Below are 15,395 nucleotides of genomic sequence, written 5' to 3' on the forward strand. Positions count from 1 at the left end.
ATCGCCGGGTCAATTGGAATTAATTAGGGGTACACAGCTGAAACTCACGGTGCTTTGCGGCACTATATGAGTCGGGAGGCAGGATCAGCGTCCGGGTCCAGTATCGGAAGAGGCATTGCAGACAGGTTATCTTGGGGACTGCTCTGCCATCACAGTGGGCACACCACTATTTTTTTACTTTGCCCCCGCCCTGGTGCTTGATCGATAGTGATTAATCACTGCGATCCCGCTTGATGGATAGATGAAAAATAAATGTACAGGTGATGTCGTGTCTGCAAATTCTTTTGGCCTGCGGTTCTTAGGCCTGATTCTCACTGTGTTACTGGGAGGGTGTGTAACCACTGGTTTGCCAGAGCGCCAGGAGGTCAATCTGGAGAAGGCTTTGGAAACCCATGTTCAACTGGGTATTCGCTATCTGCAGAGTGGAGAGAACCGCGAGCTGGCTCGCCGCCACTTCAACAAGGCGCTGGAGCTGGGCAAGAAGAATCCTATGGCCCACCATGGCCTGGCTCTGCTGTATCAGGCCGATGGCGAATTGAAGGTGGCCGAGTCCCATTTCAAAAAGGCCCTGCGCTACAGCGACAATTTCTCCATGGCGCGCACAAACTATGGCGTGTTCCTTTACCAGCAGGAGCGCTATGAGGATGCTTTAGAGCAATTTCGTCACGCTTCTAGTGACCTGACTTATAACCGCCGTTTCTTTGCCCTGGTTAACTATGGCCGCACTGCCAATCGCCTGGGCTTAGCAGATGAGGCAGAACGGGCCTACACACGTGCGCTCGCTCTCAACAGCAATCTGCCGGTAGCGCTACTGGAGTTGGCGGAGCTTAAATATGAGGCCGGCGACTATTCTGCGGCCAAACAGTACCTTGATCGTTACAGTGAGAATAAACGCCAGACACCACAATCCCTATGGTTGGGGATACGTATCGAAAAGGTGTTTGGCAACCGCGACAAGGAGCTGAGTTATGCTCTTGCGCTAAAAAATCTGTACCCGTACTCTGCGGAAACACTGAAATATCAGGAGTTGAGTGGTAATGACGGATAGTAACTCCGTGCACCGCGACAGCGGCCAAATCAAATCCAGTACACAGGCTTCTCCCGGTGCGCTACTGCACTCTGCGCGCGAGGCGGCCGGGCTGTCTCGCGAGGAGCTGTCCCGGCGCTTGTGTATTATCGACAATACGGTGGAGTGGTTAGAAGAAGACCTTTACGAGCGCCAGCCGGAAGCGGTTTATGCGCGGGGTTATATTCGCAATATTTGCCGGGAGCTGAGCATTGACTCCGCTCCTGTGCTTACCGCCTACGATGCCGCACGCCCAAAACAGCAGGTGCGTAAAGAATCGCGCCGTATCGAGATGAAAGCCGACGCCTTGCGCCCGGCGCGTAAACACGGCTATGGTCTGTTGGCTCTCCTGCCATTTGTGGTGGCGGGCGCTGTATTTTGGTGGCTCTATGTTGGCCCGGTAAATATTCCCGGTCTGCAGAACTCAGTAGAGCAAAATGCAGCCCCTGCCGAAACTGCTGAGCTATCCGTTGCTGAGCCATCCGTAAATATCAATGAAATAGCATTGGCGGAGCCTGGTTCAACCCAGTTGCAGGTTGCTGAGGCACCGGCGCAACAACTAGAGCCCGCTGGGGAAGATGTCGCGGAGGAGGCTCAAACTCCCAAGCATAATGCGCTTACTGAACCCCAGGTCAGCCTGCAAGCTGAAGACGCTACCGCCCAGCTACCCGCAACCGTTGCGCAGCTGGATGAACAGTTGCAAGGAGCGCTGCGTCTCAGTTTCGACGAGGATTCCTGGGTTGAAGTAAAGGATGCCGAGGGTGTTGTACTGCTCGCCGGTGTTCAGCAAGCCGGCAGTTCCAAGAACCTGGATGGGCGCCCTCCCTTCGAAGTGATGCTCGGTAATGCCCGTGCAACCAAGGTGGTTTACCGCGAGCAAACGATTGAAAGCGACCCCATTGGCAATCGCCGCACCCGCCGCCTTATTGTGGGCAATTAAAGGATCTCCGCCGTTTGGGCGCGAACTCTGTAGGTTTGCGCCCAATCTCTCTATAATCTCCCCCTCGAATTTTTAGCAGCAATACTGCCAGGTCAGCCCTATGCAATTTGAATCTCCCATTGTCCGCCGCAAGTCGCGCCAGATCATGGTGGGTAATGTACCGGTCGGTGGCGATGCACCGATCTCGGTGCAGAGCATGACCAATACCGAAACCTGTGATGTGGCCGCCACTGTGGGCCAGATCCAGCGTCTGGAAAATGCCGGTGCGGATATCGTACGGGTCTCAGTGCCCAGCATGGAGGCCGCTGAGGCTTTCGGGGAAATTAAAAAGCAAGTGAATGTTCCGCTGGTGGCGGATATTCACTTCGACTATCGCATTGCTCTGCGAGTGGCCGACCTGGGGGTGGATTGCCTGCGCATCAACCCTGGTAATATCGGCCGTGAGAAGCGTATTCGTGCGGTGGTAGATAAGGCCCGCGATCTGAACATCCCGATTCGTATCGGTGTAAACGCGGGCTCTCTGGAAAAAGACCTGCAAAAAAAATACGGTGAGCCCACGCCAGATGCACTGGTGGAGTCCGCACTGCGCCATGTTGAGATTCTTGATAGCCTGAATTTTCAGGACTTCAAAGTGAGCGTGAAAGCCTCGGACATCTTTATGGCTACCGCTGCCTATCGCAAACTGGCCCAGCAAATTGAGCAGCCCTTGCACCTAGGTATTACAGAAGCCGGCGGCCTGCGAGCCGGTACGGTGAAATCCGCAATTGGCCTCGGCGCCCTGCTGCTCGACGGTATTGGCGATACCTTGCGGGTATCCCTGGCGGCAGACCCGGTGGAAGAGGTGAAAGTAGGTTGGGATCTTCTGAAGAGCTTGCGCCTGCGCAGCAAGGGGATCAATTTTATCGCTTGCCCCAGCTGCTCACGCCAGAACTTCGATGTGGTAAAAACCATGAACGAGCTGGAGACGCGCCTTGAAGATGTCACCACGCCGTTGGATGTGGCGGTGATCGGCTGTATCGTCAATGGCCCGGGCGAAGCGAAGGAAGCGGATATTGGCCTCACCGGCGGTACACCGAGCCACGCGATTTATGTGGACGGCCAGCCAGACCGCAAATTCAAAAATGAGAATCTAGTGGATGATTTGGAACGCCTAATTCGCGAAAAGGCCGCTGCAAAGGCCGAGCGCGAGGCAGATATCATCGCCAAAGCGTAGCGGGCACGTCTATTGCACCGCCCTATTCGTTGATTTAAGTAATTAGAAATTTAAGGAACAGCGTTGAAACAACTTCGCGCAATTCGCGGCATGAACGACCTGCTGCCGGAACAGTCCCCGGTTTGGCAATATGTGGAAGCCACCCTCAGTGAACTCTTTGCCCGCTACGGCTACAGTGAAATCCGTACGCCGACTCTGGAGGCAACCCAGCTGTTCAGCCGCGCCGTGGGCGAGGCTACCGATATTGTCGAAAAGGAAATGTACACCTTCGAGGACAAGAGCGGAGACAGCGTTACCCTGCGCCCAGAGGGCACCGCAGGCACCGTGCGCGCAGCGATCCAAAACAACCTGCTGATTCAGCCCCAGCGCCTGTGGTATTTCGGCCCTATGTTCCGCTATGAGCGCCCACAGAAAGGCCGTCTGCGCCAGTTCCACCAGTTTGGAGTGGAAGTGTTCGGCATCGAAGGGCCGGATATCGACGCAGAAATCCTGATTATGACCGCGCGGCTGTGGCGTCAGCTGGGTATCGGTGAACACGTCACCCTGCAGTTGAACTCCCTGGGCAACTCCGACAGCCGCGCAGCCTATCGTGAGGCCCTGGTGGCCTACCTAAGCGAGCGCCGCGAGCAGCTGGACGAGGACAGCCAACGCCGCCTGGAGCGCAATCCCTTGCGTATTCTCGACAGTAAAAATACGCAAACCCAGGAACTGCTCGCCGAGGCGCCCTGTCTATTGGATTTCCTCGATGAGGAATCTGCCGCCCACTTTGCCCAGTTGCGCGAGCTACTGGATGCAGCAGGGGTGAAATACGAGATCAACCCCAAACTGGTGCGCGGTCTCGATTACTACGGTAAAACCGTTTTTGAATGGGTGACCGACAGTCTCGGTGCCCAGGGCACTGTCTGTGCCGGCGGCCGCTACGATGGTTTGGTAGAACAGATGGGTGGGAAGCCCACTCCAGCAGTTGGCTTTGGCCTGGGTGCCGAGCGCCTGGTATTGATGTTGGAAACCCTTGAAGTACTACCGGAGAGTCTGGCGCAGCAAGTAGATGCCTACCTGGTGGCGGTGGGTGATGTACAATCAGCCGCCTTGGCTGCCGCCGAACAATTGCGCGACGAGCTACCATGGTTGCGTCTACAGGCGCACTGCGGAGGTGGAAGCTTTAAGAGCCAAATGAAGAAAGCGGATAAAAGCGGTGCCGATTACGCACTGATTATCGGCGAGGATGAGGCTGCAAATGGTCAGATTACAGTGAAATATCTGCGCTCCGAGCAACAGCAACAGACTCTCGCGCTCACGGAACTTGCGGCATTGCTGCAGGGCTGATTCAAATACTCAGGGTGGCGGTGGCCCCCGCCAGGATAGTTAGAAACCACAGGAAAGGCGATTTACCCAATGTCTGAGCATCTTACCGAACAAGAACAAATAGAAACGCTGAAGCGCTGGTGGGCGGAAAACGGCAGGGGCATTCTTACCGGCATAGTCCTGGCTCTAGCCGGCTACTTTGGTTATCAATGGTGGCAGGGTGACCAGCGCTCCAAGTCTGAGGCGGCCTCGGACCTTTACCAAGGTTTTATCCAGGCGGTATCCGCTAATGACAACCAGCCAGACAACAAGCAGCTGACTACTGCGAAGTCACTCGCCGAGCAGCTGAAAAACGAGTACGGCAGCCGTATCTACGCTAGTCAGGCCTCTCTGCGCCTGGCCGCAATTGCTGTGGAAAAGAATGACCTAGAAGTCGCGCAGACTCACTTGCAGTGGGTGCTCGACAACTCCAAAGAAGATGCCATGAAGCTGCTGGCCAAGCGCCGCCTGGCCACGGTGATTGCCGCGCGCGGCAAACCAGATGAAGCTTTGAAGCTGATTGAGGGCAGTGTGCCCCCGGCCTTTGCCGCCCTCTATTCTGAGACGCGCGGTGATATTCTCCGACAGAAAGGCGATGACGCCGGCGCGCGCAGCGCCTACGAACAGGCTTTGACCGAGCTGTTACCAGAGCAAGCGGGCAGTACCCAGCTGCTACAACTCAAAGTTGAGAGCCTAGCAGTGGCCTCTGGCGAAGAGCAGAAACCAAGTGAACCAGCACCTGAGGGAGGCGAATAATGGGATTTCTCAATCGCGCTGTGGGGCGCACCGCAGCGGTTGCCCTAGCGGTAGCTCTGGGTGCCTGCGCCTCCAACGAGAGTAAGGAGGATGTCGAGCCGGTAGACCTGGTCGATTTCGCGCCTAGTGTTCAGCTGCGCGAAGTCTGGTCGGCGGATGTGGGCAGCATCGACGAGAAGCGTTATGCGATGCTGCAGCCGGGTCTGGCTGACGGTAAACTTATTGCCGCCAGCAGCGACGGTGAAGTGACCGCTTTTGATCGCAGCAGCGGTAGGCCCCAGTGGGAAACCGATCTGGATATTGAATTGAGCGGTGGTGTCGGTGTTGGATTGGGTATCGCTGTAGTTGTCGACTATCGCGGCCGTGCGGTGGCCCTGGACTTGCGAAATGGCGCTCAACTGTGGACCTATCAAGTCTCTGGTGAAGTGGTCTCCGCTCCGGCAATAGGATCCAGTGTTGTGGTCCTGCAAACCGTTGACGGTAAGTTGGTGGGCCTGGATGCCAGTAGCGGTGAAGAGTTGTGGAGCCAAACCACCACCTTGCCGGTACTGACTCTCCGCGGCACCGCGGCCCCCGTGATAAGCGGAGGTCTGGTAATTGCCGGTCTCGATAATGGCAAATTGGTTGCCCTGGACGCCCGCGACGGTATCACCCGCTGGGAACAACGCGTTGCCATTCCGCAGGGTTCTGCTGAATTGGAGCGGGTTGTGGATATCGATGGGTCGCCGGTAGTGCGCGGTGATCTGGTGTTTGCCGCCAGCTACCAGGGTCGTGTTGTCGCTTTATCCAAGGAAAACGGTCGTGGCCTTTGGGCGCGTGATGCCTCTACCAACCACTCAGTGGCTGTTGGTGGAGGGCATGTGTACCTGAGCGGCGCCTCGGGCAGTGTATACGCTTACAATGTGGGCGCTGGCCAGATCGCCTGGAGTAATAATGAATTACTGCGCCGCGAACTGAGTGGCCCGGCTTATTTCCAGGATGTTGTGATTGTCGGCGACTTGGAAGGTTACCTGCATGTGCTTGACCCCAGTTCCGGTCAGTTTATCGGCCGCGAAGAGGTGGATAACGATTCGATTCGTATCCCCATGCTGGTAGATGGCGACCTGTTGTTTGTCCTGTCTGATGACGGCAAGTTGGTAGCCCTGACCCTCGCTCGGAGCTAAGCGCGCAATATTGCTGTGGCGGACAGGCAGTCCGCTTTTGGGCACCAGCCCGCAAAAGGAGCCTGCTTCGCAGGTGAATTGAAATCGCCCGCCTTGTGCGGGCGTTTGTATTTATTTATTAGGCTAAAGCCAGAATTCTATGCTGCCAGTTATCGCCCTGGTCGGGCGCCCCAACGTGGGCAAATCCACACTGTTTAATCGTCTTACCAAGAGCCGTGACGCCTTGGTGGCTAATTACGCCGGTCTTACTCGCGACCGCAAATATGGCGAGGCCGAAATCGATGGACGCAAAGTACTTCTCGTAGATACCGGCGGTATCACCGGCGGAGAAGAGGGCATTGATGCGGCCATGGCGCAGCAGTCTATGCAGGCTATCGAAGAAGCGGATATCGTGCTGTTCCTGGTGGATAGTCGCGATGGCCTGACCCCGGCGGATGAAATGATCGCAGACCGGCTGCGCACTCGCTCCAAGCCGACCTTCCTGGTTGCCAACAAGGTCGATGGTGTCAACCCGGATATCGCCCTGGCGCCCTTCTATGAGCTGGGTATCGGTGAACTCTTTCCCACCACTGCCACCCACGGTCGTGGTGTGCGCAGCCTGATGCAGCGCGTGGTTGAGGATCTTCCTGAGGTGGCGGCTGAAGAGGAGCCGGAAGAGGCCACTGGAATCAAGATTGCCATTGTTGGGCGCCCCAACGTGGGTAAATCTACCCTGGTCAACCGCCTGCTCGGCGAGGACCGCGTAGTGGTATACGACCAGCCTGGCACCACGCGCGACAGTGTCTATATCAATTACGAGCGCGATGAGAAGCCCTATACCTTGATCGACACTGCCGGTATTCGCCGACGCAAGAACATTAAGGAATCGGTGGAGAAGTTCTCTATCGTCAAAACCCTGCAGGCGGTGGAAGACGCCAATGTGGTGGTGCTGGTGATTGATGCTCGCGAGGGCCTGGTGGACCAGGATATGCACCTGATGGGCAGCGTGATTCAGGCCGGGCGAGCCTTGGTGGTGGCTCTGAACAAGTGGGATGGCCTGGAGGCAGATCATCGCGACTACGTGAAAACGGAGCTGGAGCGCCGCCTGCGTTTTGTCGAGTTTGCCGACGTGCACTTTATTTCCGCCCTGCACGGCACTGGCGTTGGCCATTTGTACGAGTCTATCGAGGCCGCCTATCAGAGTGCGACAGATAAGCTCTCCACCAACCACCTCACGCGTATTCTGCAATGGGCAGTAAGTGAGCACCAACCACCGCTTGTGCACGGCCACCGTATCAAACTGCGCTACGCCCATGCGGGCGGCCAGAACCCGCCGGTGATCGTTATTCACGGCAATCAGACCGAACAGGTGCCGGCGCACTATGTACGTTATCTGGAAAAGACGTTCCGCAAGGCCTTGGAGCTACACGGGACACCGGTGAAAATCGAATTCCGCACCGGTGACAACCCCTACGCCGGTAAGAAAAACAAACTGAGTGATCGCCAGAAGGCCAAGAAACGCCGTCTCATGAAGTTTGTGAAAAAGAAAAAATAAAGTTCCACACGCCTACAAGCCAGAGTGTCGCCAATCCCCCCCTTGTCTTGCACTGCGGGGGGCATTTTACGGGTTAATATCCTTAGCGGTAGATCGCGGGTCCGACCGGGATCAGGGACGACACCTAAGGAGATGGCGATGCTGGAGCTGAAAAAAACCGCGCTATTGCGCACCCAGTCCTATATCAACGGCCAGTGGGTCGATGCCGATTCTGGCGCTACATTCGACGTTAAAGATCCGGCCACCGGCAAGGTAGTGGCCAGCATAGCTGACCTTGGTGCCGATGAGACCCGTCGCGCTATTGAGGCGGCCAGTGCTGCCTGGCCAGACTGGGCCGCTACTCCAGTCAAGGAGCGGGCCAAGTTACTGCGGCATTGGTACAACTTGGTGATCGATAACACCGAGGACTTAGCCAGAATTCTTACCGCCGAACAGGGGAAGCCCCTCTCTGAGTCACGCACAGAGATAGTCTACGGTGCCAACTATATTGAGTGGTTTGCCGAGGAGGCTAAGCGCATTTATGGCGATGTCATAGCGCCCCCCGCCAACGACCGCCGCATCGTGGTGATCAAGCAACCTGTTGGGGTCACTTGTTCAGTCACGCCATGGAATTTCCCCAATGCCATGATCGCCCGCAAGATGGCGCCGGCCCTGGCGGCCGGTTGTCCATTTATCGCCAAGCCGGCCCATGAGACGCCATTATCCGCCCTGGCGTTGGCGGTACTGGCGGAGGAAGCGGGTATTCCCCCGGGTATCTTCAATATTGTGGTTGGTCAAAATGCGCCTGCCATCGGCACCGAGATGACGAAGAACCCTCTAGTGCGCAAGTTTACCTTTACCGGTTCCACTGCTGTGGGCAAGAAACTGCAGGCGCAGTGTGCTGAAACCATGAAGAAAACCTCCATGGAGCTGGGCGGCAATGCGCCATTTATTGTTTTTGATGATGCGGATCTGGATGAGGCAGTGAAAGGTGCCATTGTCTGTAAGTACCGCAACGCCGGGCAAACTTGTGTCTGCGCCAATCGTATTTTCGTACAGGAAGGGGTTTACGAGGCTTTCGCGGAGAAATTTGCCCAGGCAGTTAACGCGCTAACAATGGGGAATGGCTTTGCAGAGGGAACCGATATTGGCCCTATGATTACCGTCAAAGCGGTCGAAAAGGTGGAGGGGTTGGTAGAAGATGCCCTACAAAAAGGTGCGAAAACTCTGGTTGCTGGCGGACCCGATGCTATGGGAGATCAGTTCTATGCACCCATAATACTGGGAAATGCCACTGAGCAAATGAATCTGTTTAAAGAGGAAATCTTTGGTCCAGTGGCACCACTGTTTAAATTCTCCACGGAAGAAGAGGTGATTCGCATGGCTAATGATACCGAGTTTGGCCTCGCCTCTTATTTCTATTCCCGTGATATTGGACGGGTTTGCCGAGTGTCTGAAGCGCTGGAGTACGGCATGGTGGGTGTGAATGAAGGGATTATCTCCAATGAAATGGCGCCCTTTGGAGGTGTAAAGGAATCTGGTCAGGGACGGGAAGGTTCTAAATACGGTATTGAGGACTACATGGAAATAAAATATTTGTGTATTGCTGGTGTCGATAAATAATTCCCGCAACTGGTTTAAAATATCGGGCTCATTATTGGTTGTCTGGATTTTCCATGGTTGTTGAGCCCATTGCCCGTGTGCACTCCTGTTTTGGTGAAAAATTTGGTGTTCCCCGTCAGCCACTGCTCGCCGATGCCAGCCGGGCCAGTATCGAACTACTAGCGCCACTGAATGTGGCAGATGCGGTAGCGGGGTTGGAGGAAAACAGTCATATCTGGGTTGTTTTCCAGTTTCACCAGGCTGCCGGGCAATGGTCCGCCAAGGTCCGTCCTCCGCGTCTGGGTGGTAATAAAAAGCTCGGTGTACTCGCCACTCGTTCCCCCTTTAGGCCCAATAATATTGGTCTTTCCGTGGTGCGTTTACTGGAAGTGCGCACCTCCCCCAAAGTGGAATTGATTGTCGGTGGAGCCGACCTGGTAGACGGCACACCCGTGTTGGATATCAAACCCTATGTGCCCTATGCCGATGCCCTACAACATGCTGAAAGCGCTTTTGCCGATGCCGCCCCCGCATTGATCACTGTAAATATCCCAGAAGCGATTCTTCACCAAGCCAAGGCCTATAAAGATGACTGGGGCACCGATCTGCCGAAGTTAATTGAGCAGGTTCTGGCACAAGATCCCCGGCCGGCTTACCAAAAAAACGATCCACAGCGAATTTATGGCATGGCGCTGTGTGGGTTCAATTTGTGTTGGCGCTACACGGAAAGAGGGATTGAGGTGGTGTCGCTGGAAGCATTGTGAGAACAGTTTGCTACTGGGTTAGGGGATTTATGCCTCACTTGGGCCTTCTTGCTTGTCCCCTTCTAGAGATTAGTAGTGATATGTCACCTACATTCGAGGAAATTGCAATTTCTCCGCTTGTGCCACTTGCCTGAAAATACTCCAAAATCTGTAAGAGAGTTCCCCATGTCGGTAAGAGAAACGTTTAAATATCAGGGCCTGGAGGCAATCCGAGTTGGCCGCCTGAATATGGGGGTCAACACCACATTTGTCGTTTATAGGCTTAATGGCACAGTAATAGATACTGGCCCTAGTAACCAGTGGAAATATGTTAAGCCGTTTATTGAAAATACACCGCTAAAACAACTATTGCTAACTCACCACCACGAGGATCACAGCGGCAACGCCGGTGCTATCCAAAAGCTCACCGGCGTGCAGGCTTTTGCTCCGGACTTAACTATAGGGATATTAAAAAGGGGCTTTCGTATTCCCCCCATGCAAAAACTATTCTGGGGAACTGCTGGAAAAGCCGAAGTAGCGCCACTGCCAGAAGATATCCGCATTGGTACTGAAGAAGTTCGGCCCCTATTTAGCCCTGGTCATGCCAAAGATATGACCTGTTACCTGTTGCCTGAGCGTGGCTGGTTGTTCAGTGCGGATTTATATATTGCCAACTACTTAAAGTTTCTTCGCATCGATGAGGATATTCCGATCCTGTTAAACAGCATCAAAAGTGTATTGGAGCACTCCTTCGAAGTCATTCTCTGTCCCCATCGAGGAGTTGTAGAAAATGGCTGGCAGCAGTTAAAGCAGAAGTATGAGTTTCTGTTGAATTTATCTGCAGAGGCACAGCAGCTTGATCAGCAAGGGCTGCCATTAGAGCAAATCAGCGAGCGTTTGCTGGGAAAAGAGGGCTTGGTAAGTATTTTAACTGGCCACAACTTTTGTAAGAGAAACTTAATTGCCTCATGCTTGAAGGTGGATCTAGATATAATGGCCCGTTCGTGATTTTATTTTGTTGATACTTTTTCAAAAGTTTGCAGAGAATGGTTAAGCCCTAAAAAGTTAGCAGCTAAGGGTGATTTGAGTTCACTAGTTTTAAAATTAATACATGGATGCCGATTCATTTGACGGCTTCAATAATAAATCGCTTGATGCGCACTCCAGCATGTTTATGCATTACTGGATGTGTTTTTTTGTAGTAGGCGTCCATCACTTGCTGGGCAAATTCTTGTCTTTGCGAGTTCTGCAGATGTCGAAATTGAGGCACCCAAGATAAGAAAAACGCTGTGAGCGTGTCTTGGGTGCCGAAATTTTCCACATGATGGATTTCATCGATCCTGGGCAGGTAAAACCCAGCTTCCTCGATATAATTGCGCATCGCATTCAAGGAATAATGGTTGTAAGGATCGAGAAAGTTCTCAAAATATGGCTGCCACTGATTGTTGTTTTGGAATTCGTACATCGTATCCCAGAAATTCTCATGGTCAACCTGAAAGCCGGCCACAATCTTGCCATCCTCTCGTAGGTGTTTGTAAAAGCCATTCCAGACCTTCTTCTGGTCTGCCACCCAGTGCAAGCAGCTGAAAGAAAAAATAATGTCGAACTGCTTATCAAACTGAATTTCATCGGCGCTCATTTGCTCGAAGGAGAGATTGGGTACGCCGGAGTGGGCTTTGCGGGCGTGGCGAATCATATCCTCAGTGAGGTCCACACCGACGATCTTGCCACTCTTGAGGTGTTCGGCTAGATAGCGGGTGATTCTGCCATCGCCACAGCCCACATCGAGGATAGTACTGGCGCCTTGATAGTTGCAGCGCTGGATAGCTTCCATGGCGTGCCGCCACTGCATGGAGGAGGCCTTTACATATTCCTGGGCCTGCCACTTATCGTGTCTGACGGGCTTATCGATTGCCATGGCGGCATAACCCTTGATTGTGGGACCGCTAACCAGTCTAGCCTAGATACAGACATTGGAGGTGTAAGCAAGACAAGTGGGGAGAGTTTATATTGAAACTAAAAGGTTCCTGTCACTGCCAGTCGGTGCAATTCAATCTTAAATGTGCACAACCATACCCATTTAACCGCTGTTACTGTTCGATTTGCCGCAAGACGGCTGGGGGAGGGGGCTATGCCGTTAACCTGGGAGGGGATTACCAGTCGCTGACGGTAAAAGGGAGGGAGTTTATCTCAGTGTATCAGGCAATATTGCGAGATAAGTCTGGCAGCAATAGTGCCAGCCCGGCGCAGCGCCATTTTTGTTCCCGCTGTGGCAGTGCGCTTTGGTTGTGGGACCCCCGCTGGCCCGATCTGGTCCACCCATTTGCCTCTGCGATAGATAGTGAACTTCCCGTACCACCGGAACTTACCCATATGATGCTGGCCTTTGCCAAAACCTGGGTAGAGCCGGATATTCGAGCCGCGGACAAGCATTTCGATGAGTACCCAGATGAGTCACTGGCAGAGTGGCATCAACGCCATAATTTTTACTGAGATGTGAAAGGGGCGACTGGGTTGCATGAAGTTGGGGCGAGCCGATAGGCTGCCCCGGTTAGATTGTGGGTTTTTAGAAGCTTACTCTGGAGCCAGGTAAAGTACCAGGTTATCCAGGAAATTCAGCAGGTCGGCTTTGTCACCATCGCTAAGGGCTACAAACTGCTCTTTACTGGATTGTGCATCCCCTCCGTGAAACAGAATAGCTTCCGTCATGGTGGTGGCGCGGCCATCGTGTAGATAGGGTGGTGTGGAGCCAACTCCCCACAAGTTTTCGGTAAGGAATACCGAGGCACCCACGTTGCCCTCATCGAACTCCTCAGCCATGGCTCGGCCCATATCGTGGCGCTTCAGGTCACCATAGAGGCGTACAATTGCTCCGCCATTCTCGGACTCCTCGAACTGTCCCAATGTCTGGCCGGAAGGTAGCTCCTGAGGGTTGTCGAGAATATCTGTTAGCAGGTTAAATTGCAGGGAGGTAGTGGGTAACCCGGCAATGTTGCCCGCTGGGTAGGTCTCATCGCGATAGCTGGCGTGTTTCGACGGTTCATAAAATACTGGTGAGCTGACTTCCATCTCGGGAGAGTGGCAGGAGGCGCAGCTGATAGAGGAGAAAATTTCCTCGCCATTTTGAATGCTGGCAATATCTGCCTCACTGAGAGGTAGCCCGTAGGTTTCCCTTTCCTCTTCATTCAGGGTATCAATCACGCTGTTCAATTCGAGCTTGGTGACTGGCCGTGGTTGTGCAGCATTGTAGATTGCCAGTGCGGTGATATCCCCTACGCTCAGTTCGTTGCTGACAGAGTCGAAGTCGCTATCGGCATCACCGACCAGTTCGGTGGCCTGCATACCGAGTTCCTGGTGCGCAGCACCTCGCACAAAAGCACGTACGAAGCCGGTGAGTCCCTTCCACTCAAAGGGGCGCACAACAAGATCTGTATCAATGCCAGCGAGATTGTCGTAGTTGACGTTTTCACAGGAAACGGATATTTCACCAAAATTCACCCCTTTGGCTACCATTTCCACAGTGGCACTGTCACCGGAGACACAACTGTCGTCGACAGCCTGATCCCTGAGGTTGTGTAATTCGGTGGTCATTTCCTCGGCCACCAACTGTACCGCGCCCATGCCGAACAGGTGCGGCGAGTTACGCTCAATAAAGCCTTTTTGTTTACGCTCTGGGTCCATACGGATCACGTTATCGTTCACACCACCGCCGCCATCGGCAACGGGAACATTGTGACAACTGATACAGGAATCACCGTTGGGGCCTGTAGCTCGATGGGGCAAAATATTGGCCCAGGCCCTTGGGCCTTTGAGATCAGGGCGCGGAAAACTGGTGAAGCGCTTACCGTTGCCGACATTGACACCTACCCCATCGAGCGCGTTGTAGTTCATTTCAAATAGCTCATCACCTTCTTCGAAAGCATGAACATAGGCCTCAATTGGCTCCATTGCTTCCAGTGTGGCCTGATCAATATGGCCACCGAGGTGTATTTCCACAGCGCCAGCTTCCAGAATCTGGACGGTGTTAAAGATTGAACTGAAATCGAAGGGTTGTTGCTTGGGTGGCCGCGGACCTTTTCTTGCGTTCTTAGGTACCCGATGCTTGTCATGTTTAGAACCAAAGTCCGCGAGGACTGGAGGTGCAATAAATGTTAGGGCCGATATTGCCAGGGAAATAGGCAATAAGTGTCTTCTGGAAATCATCAGCTATATCTCCCGGTACGAAATAGAATGCGGATGGAGCAGTATATTTATGAAAATGCACGGGTAGAAAGTGCGGCAATTTATCCAGGGGCTGATCAGTCAGTCTCAGGAAAAATTGCTAAATAGATTCTTGGTGAGGATATTTTTATTCCCACAAAGTGCATTTCAATAAAGCTTAAATGCATCCTTGCAAGCCGCTTACGGAAAACCGTTTGCGGAAGTAGGCTCAAAAAATAGGGAGATTTGCTGATAGTTGGCTTTTTTAGAGAGCTAACTTTCTGCTAGAGCTAATGCCCTAAGTACGACCCCAGATATTTATTTTTGCCCATAACCCTCTGCGCTGCTGCACAGGCCTTTTGTATTTGTCTTACGTGTCTTAGTTGTCATCTCGGCGTGTGAAGTTCCCATTAATTTAGATAAATTAAAAAGTTGTTTTTCGATGACAGTTGGCCGCTTGGTAATGGTGGTCGGTACTTTAATCTGGCAGTCATAAGTTTTTCGTACAGCAAATAATAAAGCCCCGTGTTTTTATGAGTGCAGGTTTTCTTCAACGTGAGGAATAGGTTTAGTCGCTCTGTTGGCTCTGCCTTGCGTGGATGGGCTCAGGTTTTCCTGATCATGATTGGAATGTGGAAGGAATGTGCAAATTTCTATTGCACATGAAATGGTGGTGATCTACGCCGGTGAAGATAATCAAAAATGATTGTAAATCTTGTCTGATTGGTTGGGACTTGCTTAGTAATTTGAAGGTTGTTCAAAGTAACGCTGAATTCCTGAATGATCTACTCTGTTCCCACAAAAGCCAAAGAAAGTGAAGATTGGCGCTATTTCCCTTTGATTGGCGCTTATTTT

The 15,395-nt window shown here is 53.1% G+C and carries 13 protein-coding genes; 11 read left to right on the forward strand and 2 right to left on the reverse strand.

Annotation, left to right across the window (positions count from 1 at the left end):
* Positions 1-268 precede the first annotated feature (268 nt).
* From pilW to ACJJIJ_RS01720, 10 genes are all read left to right on the forward strand, one after another.
* Entirely contained in the window at positions 269-1,048 is a 780-nt protein-coding gene (gene pilW, locus ACJJIJ_RS01675) for a type IV pilus biogenesis/stability protein PilW (protein WP_252084815.1), read from the forward strand.
* Positions 1,038-2,006: a RodZ domain-containing protein gene (locus ACJJIJ_RS01680; protein ID WP_444938478.1), complete on the forward strand. Its 969-nt coding sequence runs from the start codon at positions 1,038-1,040 to the stop codon at positions 2,004-2,006. Before pilW ends, ACJJIJ_RS01680 begins: the two co-directional genes overlap by 11 nt.
* Before the next feature lie 100 nt (positions 2,007-2,106).
* Positions 2,107-3,219, forward strand: a complete 1,113-nt coding sequence (ispG, locus tag ACJJIJ_RS01685) for a flavodoxin-dependent (E)-4-hydroxy-3-methylbut-2-enyl-diphosphate synthase (RefSeq protein ID WP_252084817.1) — start codon at positions 2,107-2,109, stop codon at positions 3,217-3,219.
* Positions 3,220-3,282: 63 nt separating this feature from the next.
* On the forward strand, positions 3,283-4,545 hold the full coding sequence (hisS, locus tag ACJJIJ_RS01690) for a histidine--tRNA ligase (protein WP_252084818.1): 1,263 nt from the start codon (positions 3,283-3,285) through the stop codon (positions 4,543-4,545).
* Between the two features lie 69 nt (positions 4,546-4,614).
* The gene (locus ACJJIJ_RS01695) at positions 4,615-5,319 is read left to right on the forward strand and encodes a YfgM family protein (RefSeq protein ID WP_252084819.1); all 705 of its coding nucleotides are present in this window, start codon (positions 4,615-4,617) and stop codon (positions 5,317-5,319) included.
* The gene (bamB, locus tag ACJJIJ_RS01700; RefSeq protein ID WP_252084820.1) at positions 5,319-6,482 is read left to right on the forward strand and encodes an outer membrane protein assembly factor BamB; all 1,164 of its coding nucleotides are present in this window, start codon (positions 5,319-5,321) and stop codon (positions 6,480-6,482) included. The genes ACJJIJ_RS01695 and bamB overlap by 1 nt, the downstream gene beginning before the upstream one ends.
* A gap of 139 nt (positions 6,483-6,621) precedes the next feature.
* Positions 6,622-8,016 (forward strand): ribosome biogenesis GTPase Der, encoded by a 1,395-nt coding sequence (der, locus tag ACJJIJ_RS01705; protein WP_252084821.1) that lies wholly within the window; start codon positions 6,622-6,624, stop codon positions 8,014-8,016.
* A gap of 138 nt (positions 8,017-8,154) precedes the next feature.
* Positions 8,155-9,618, forward strand: coding sequence for an NAD-dependent succinate-semialdehyde dehydrogenase (locus ACJJIJ_RS01710; protein WP_444938479.1), 1,464 nt, complete (start codon positions 8,155-8,157; stop codon positions 9,616-9,618).
* A 53-nt stretch (positions 9,619-9,671) separates the two neighbouring features.
* A complete protein-coding gene (gene tsaA / locus ACJJIJ_RS01715; protein WP_444924344.1) occupies positions 9,672-10,361 on the forward strand; it encodes a tRNA (N6-threonylcarbamoyladenosine(37)-N6)-methyltransferase TrmO in 690 nt (229 codons plus the stop codon).
* A 165-nt stretch (positions 10,362-10,526) separates the two neighbouring features.
* Positions 10,527-11,348, forward strand: coding sequence for an MBL fold metallo-hydrolase (locus ACJJIJ_RS01720; RefSeq protein ID WP_444924345.1), 822 nt, complete (start codon positions 10,527-10,529; stop codon positions 11,346-11,348).
* 115 nt (positions 11,349-11,463) lie between these two features.
* Here the strand turns inward: ACJJIJ_RS01720 and ACJJIJ_RS01725 are convergent, their stop codons facing one another.
* Positions 11,464-12,258: a class I SAM-dependent methyltransferase gene (locus ACJJIJ_RS01725; RefSeq protein ID WP_444938480.1), complete on the reverse strand. Its 795-nt coding sequence runs from the start codon at positions 12,256-12,258 to the stop codon at positions 11,464-11,466.
* 92 nt (positions 12,259-12,350) lie between these two features.
* Between ACJJIJ_RS01725 and ACJJIJ_RS01730 the strand changes: the two genes are divergently transcribed.
* The gene (locus ACJJIJ_RS01730; RefSeq protein WP_444938481.1) at positions 12,351-12,833 is read left to right on the forward strand and encodes a GFA family protein; all 483 of its coding nucleotides are present in this window, start codon (positions 12,351-12,353) and stop codon (positions 12,831-12,833) included.
* 81 nt (positions 12,834-12,914) lie between these two features.
* On the opposite strand, the gene ACJJIJ_RS01735 is transcribed toward ACJJIJ_RS01730, so the two are convergent.
* A complete protein-coding gene (locus tag ACJJIJ_RS01735; RefSeq protein ID WP_444938482.1) occupies positions 12,915-14,543 on the reverse strand; it encodes a di-heme oxidoredictase family protein in 1,629 nt (542 codons plus the stop codon).
* Positions 14,544-15,395: the final 852 nt, after the last annotated feature.

Source organism: Microbulbifer mixtoriginis (SeqCode) (genome assembly GCF_052467945.1).

Bases quoted from the DNA above. Each gene is read 5' to 3' on its own strand.
- ACJJIJ_RS01680 (WP_444938478.1), top strand. From the start codon at position 1,038: ATGACGGATAGTAACTCCGTGCACCGCGACAGCGGCCAAATCAAATCC.
- ispG (WP_252084817.1), top strand. From the start codon at position 2,107: ATGCAATTTGAATCTCCCATTGTCCGCCGCAAGTCGCGCCAGATCATG.
- ACJJIJ_RS01695 (WP_252084819.1), top strand. From the start codon at position 4,615: ATGTCTGAGCATCTTACCGAACAAGAACAAATAGAAACGCTGAAGCGC.
- bamB (WP_252084820.1), top strand. From the start codon at position 5,319: ATGGGATTTCTCAATCGCGCTGTGGGGCGCACCGCAGCGGTTGCCCTA.
- der (WP_252084821.1), top strand. From the start codon at position 6,622: ATGCTGCCAGTTATCGCCCTGGTCGGGCGCCCCAACGTGGGCAAATCC.
- ACJJIJ_RS01710 (WP_444938479.1), top strand. From the start codon at position 8,155: ATGCTGGAGCTGAAAAAAACCGCGCTATTGCGCACCCAGTCCTATATC.
- tsaA (WP_444924344.1), top strand. From the start codon at position 9,672: ATGGTTGTTGAGCCCATTGCCCGTGTGCACTCCTGTTTTGGTGAAAAA.
- ACJJIJ_RS01720 (WP_444924345.1), top strand. From the start codon at position 10,527: ATGTCGGTAAGAGAAACGTTTAAATATCAGGGCCTGGAGGCAATCCGA.
- ACJJIJ_RS01725 (WP_444938480.1), bottom strand. From the start codon at position 12,258: ATGGCAATCGATAAGCCCGTCAGACACGATAAGTGGCAGGCCCAGGAA.
- ACJJIJ_RS01735 (WP_444938482.1), bottom strand. From the start codon at position 14,543: ATGATTTCCAGAAGACACTTATTGCCTATTTCCCTGGCAATATCGGCC.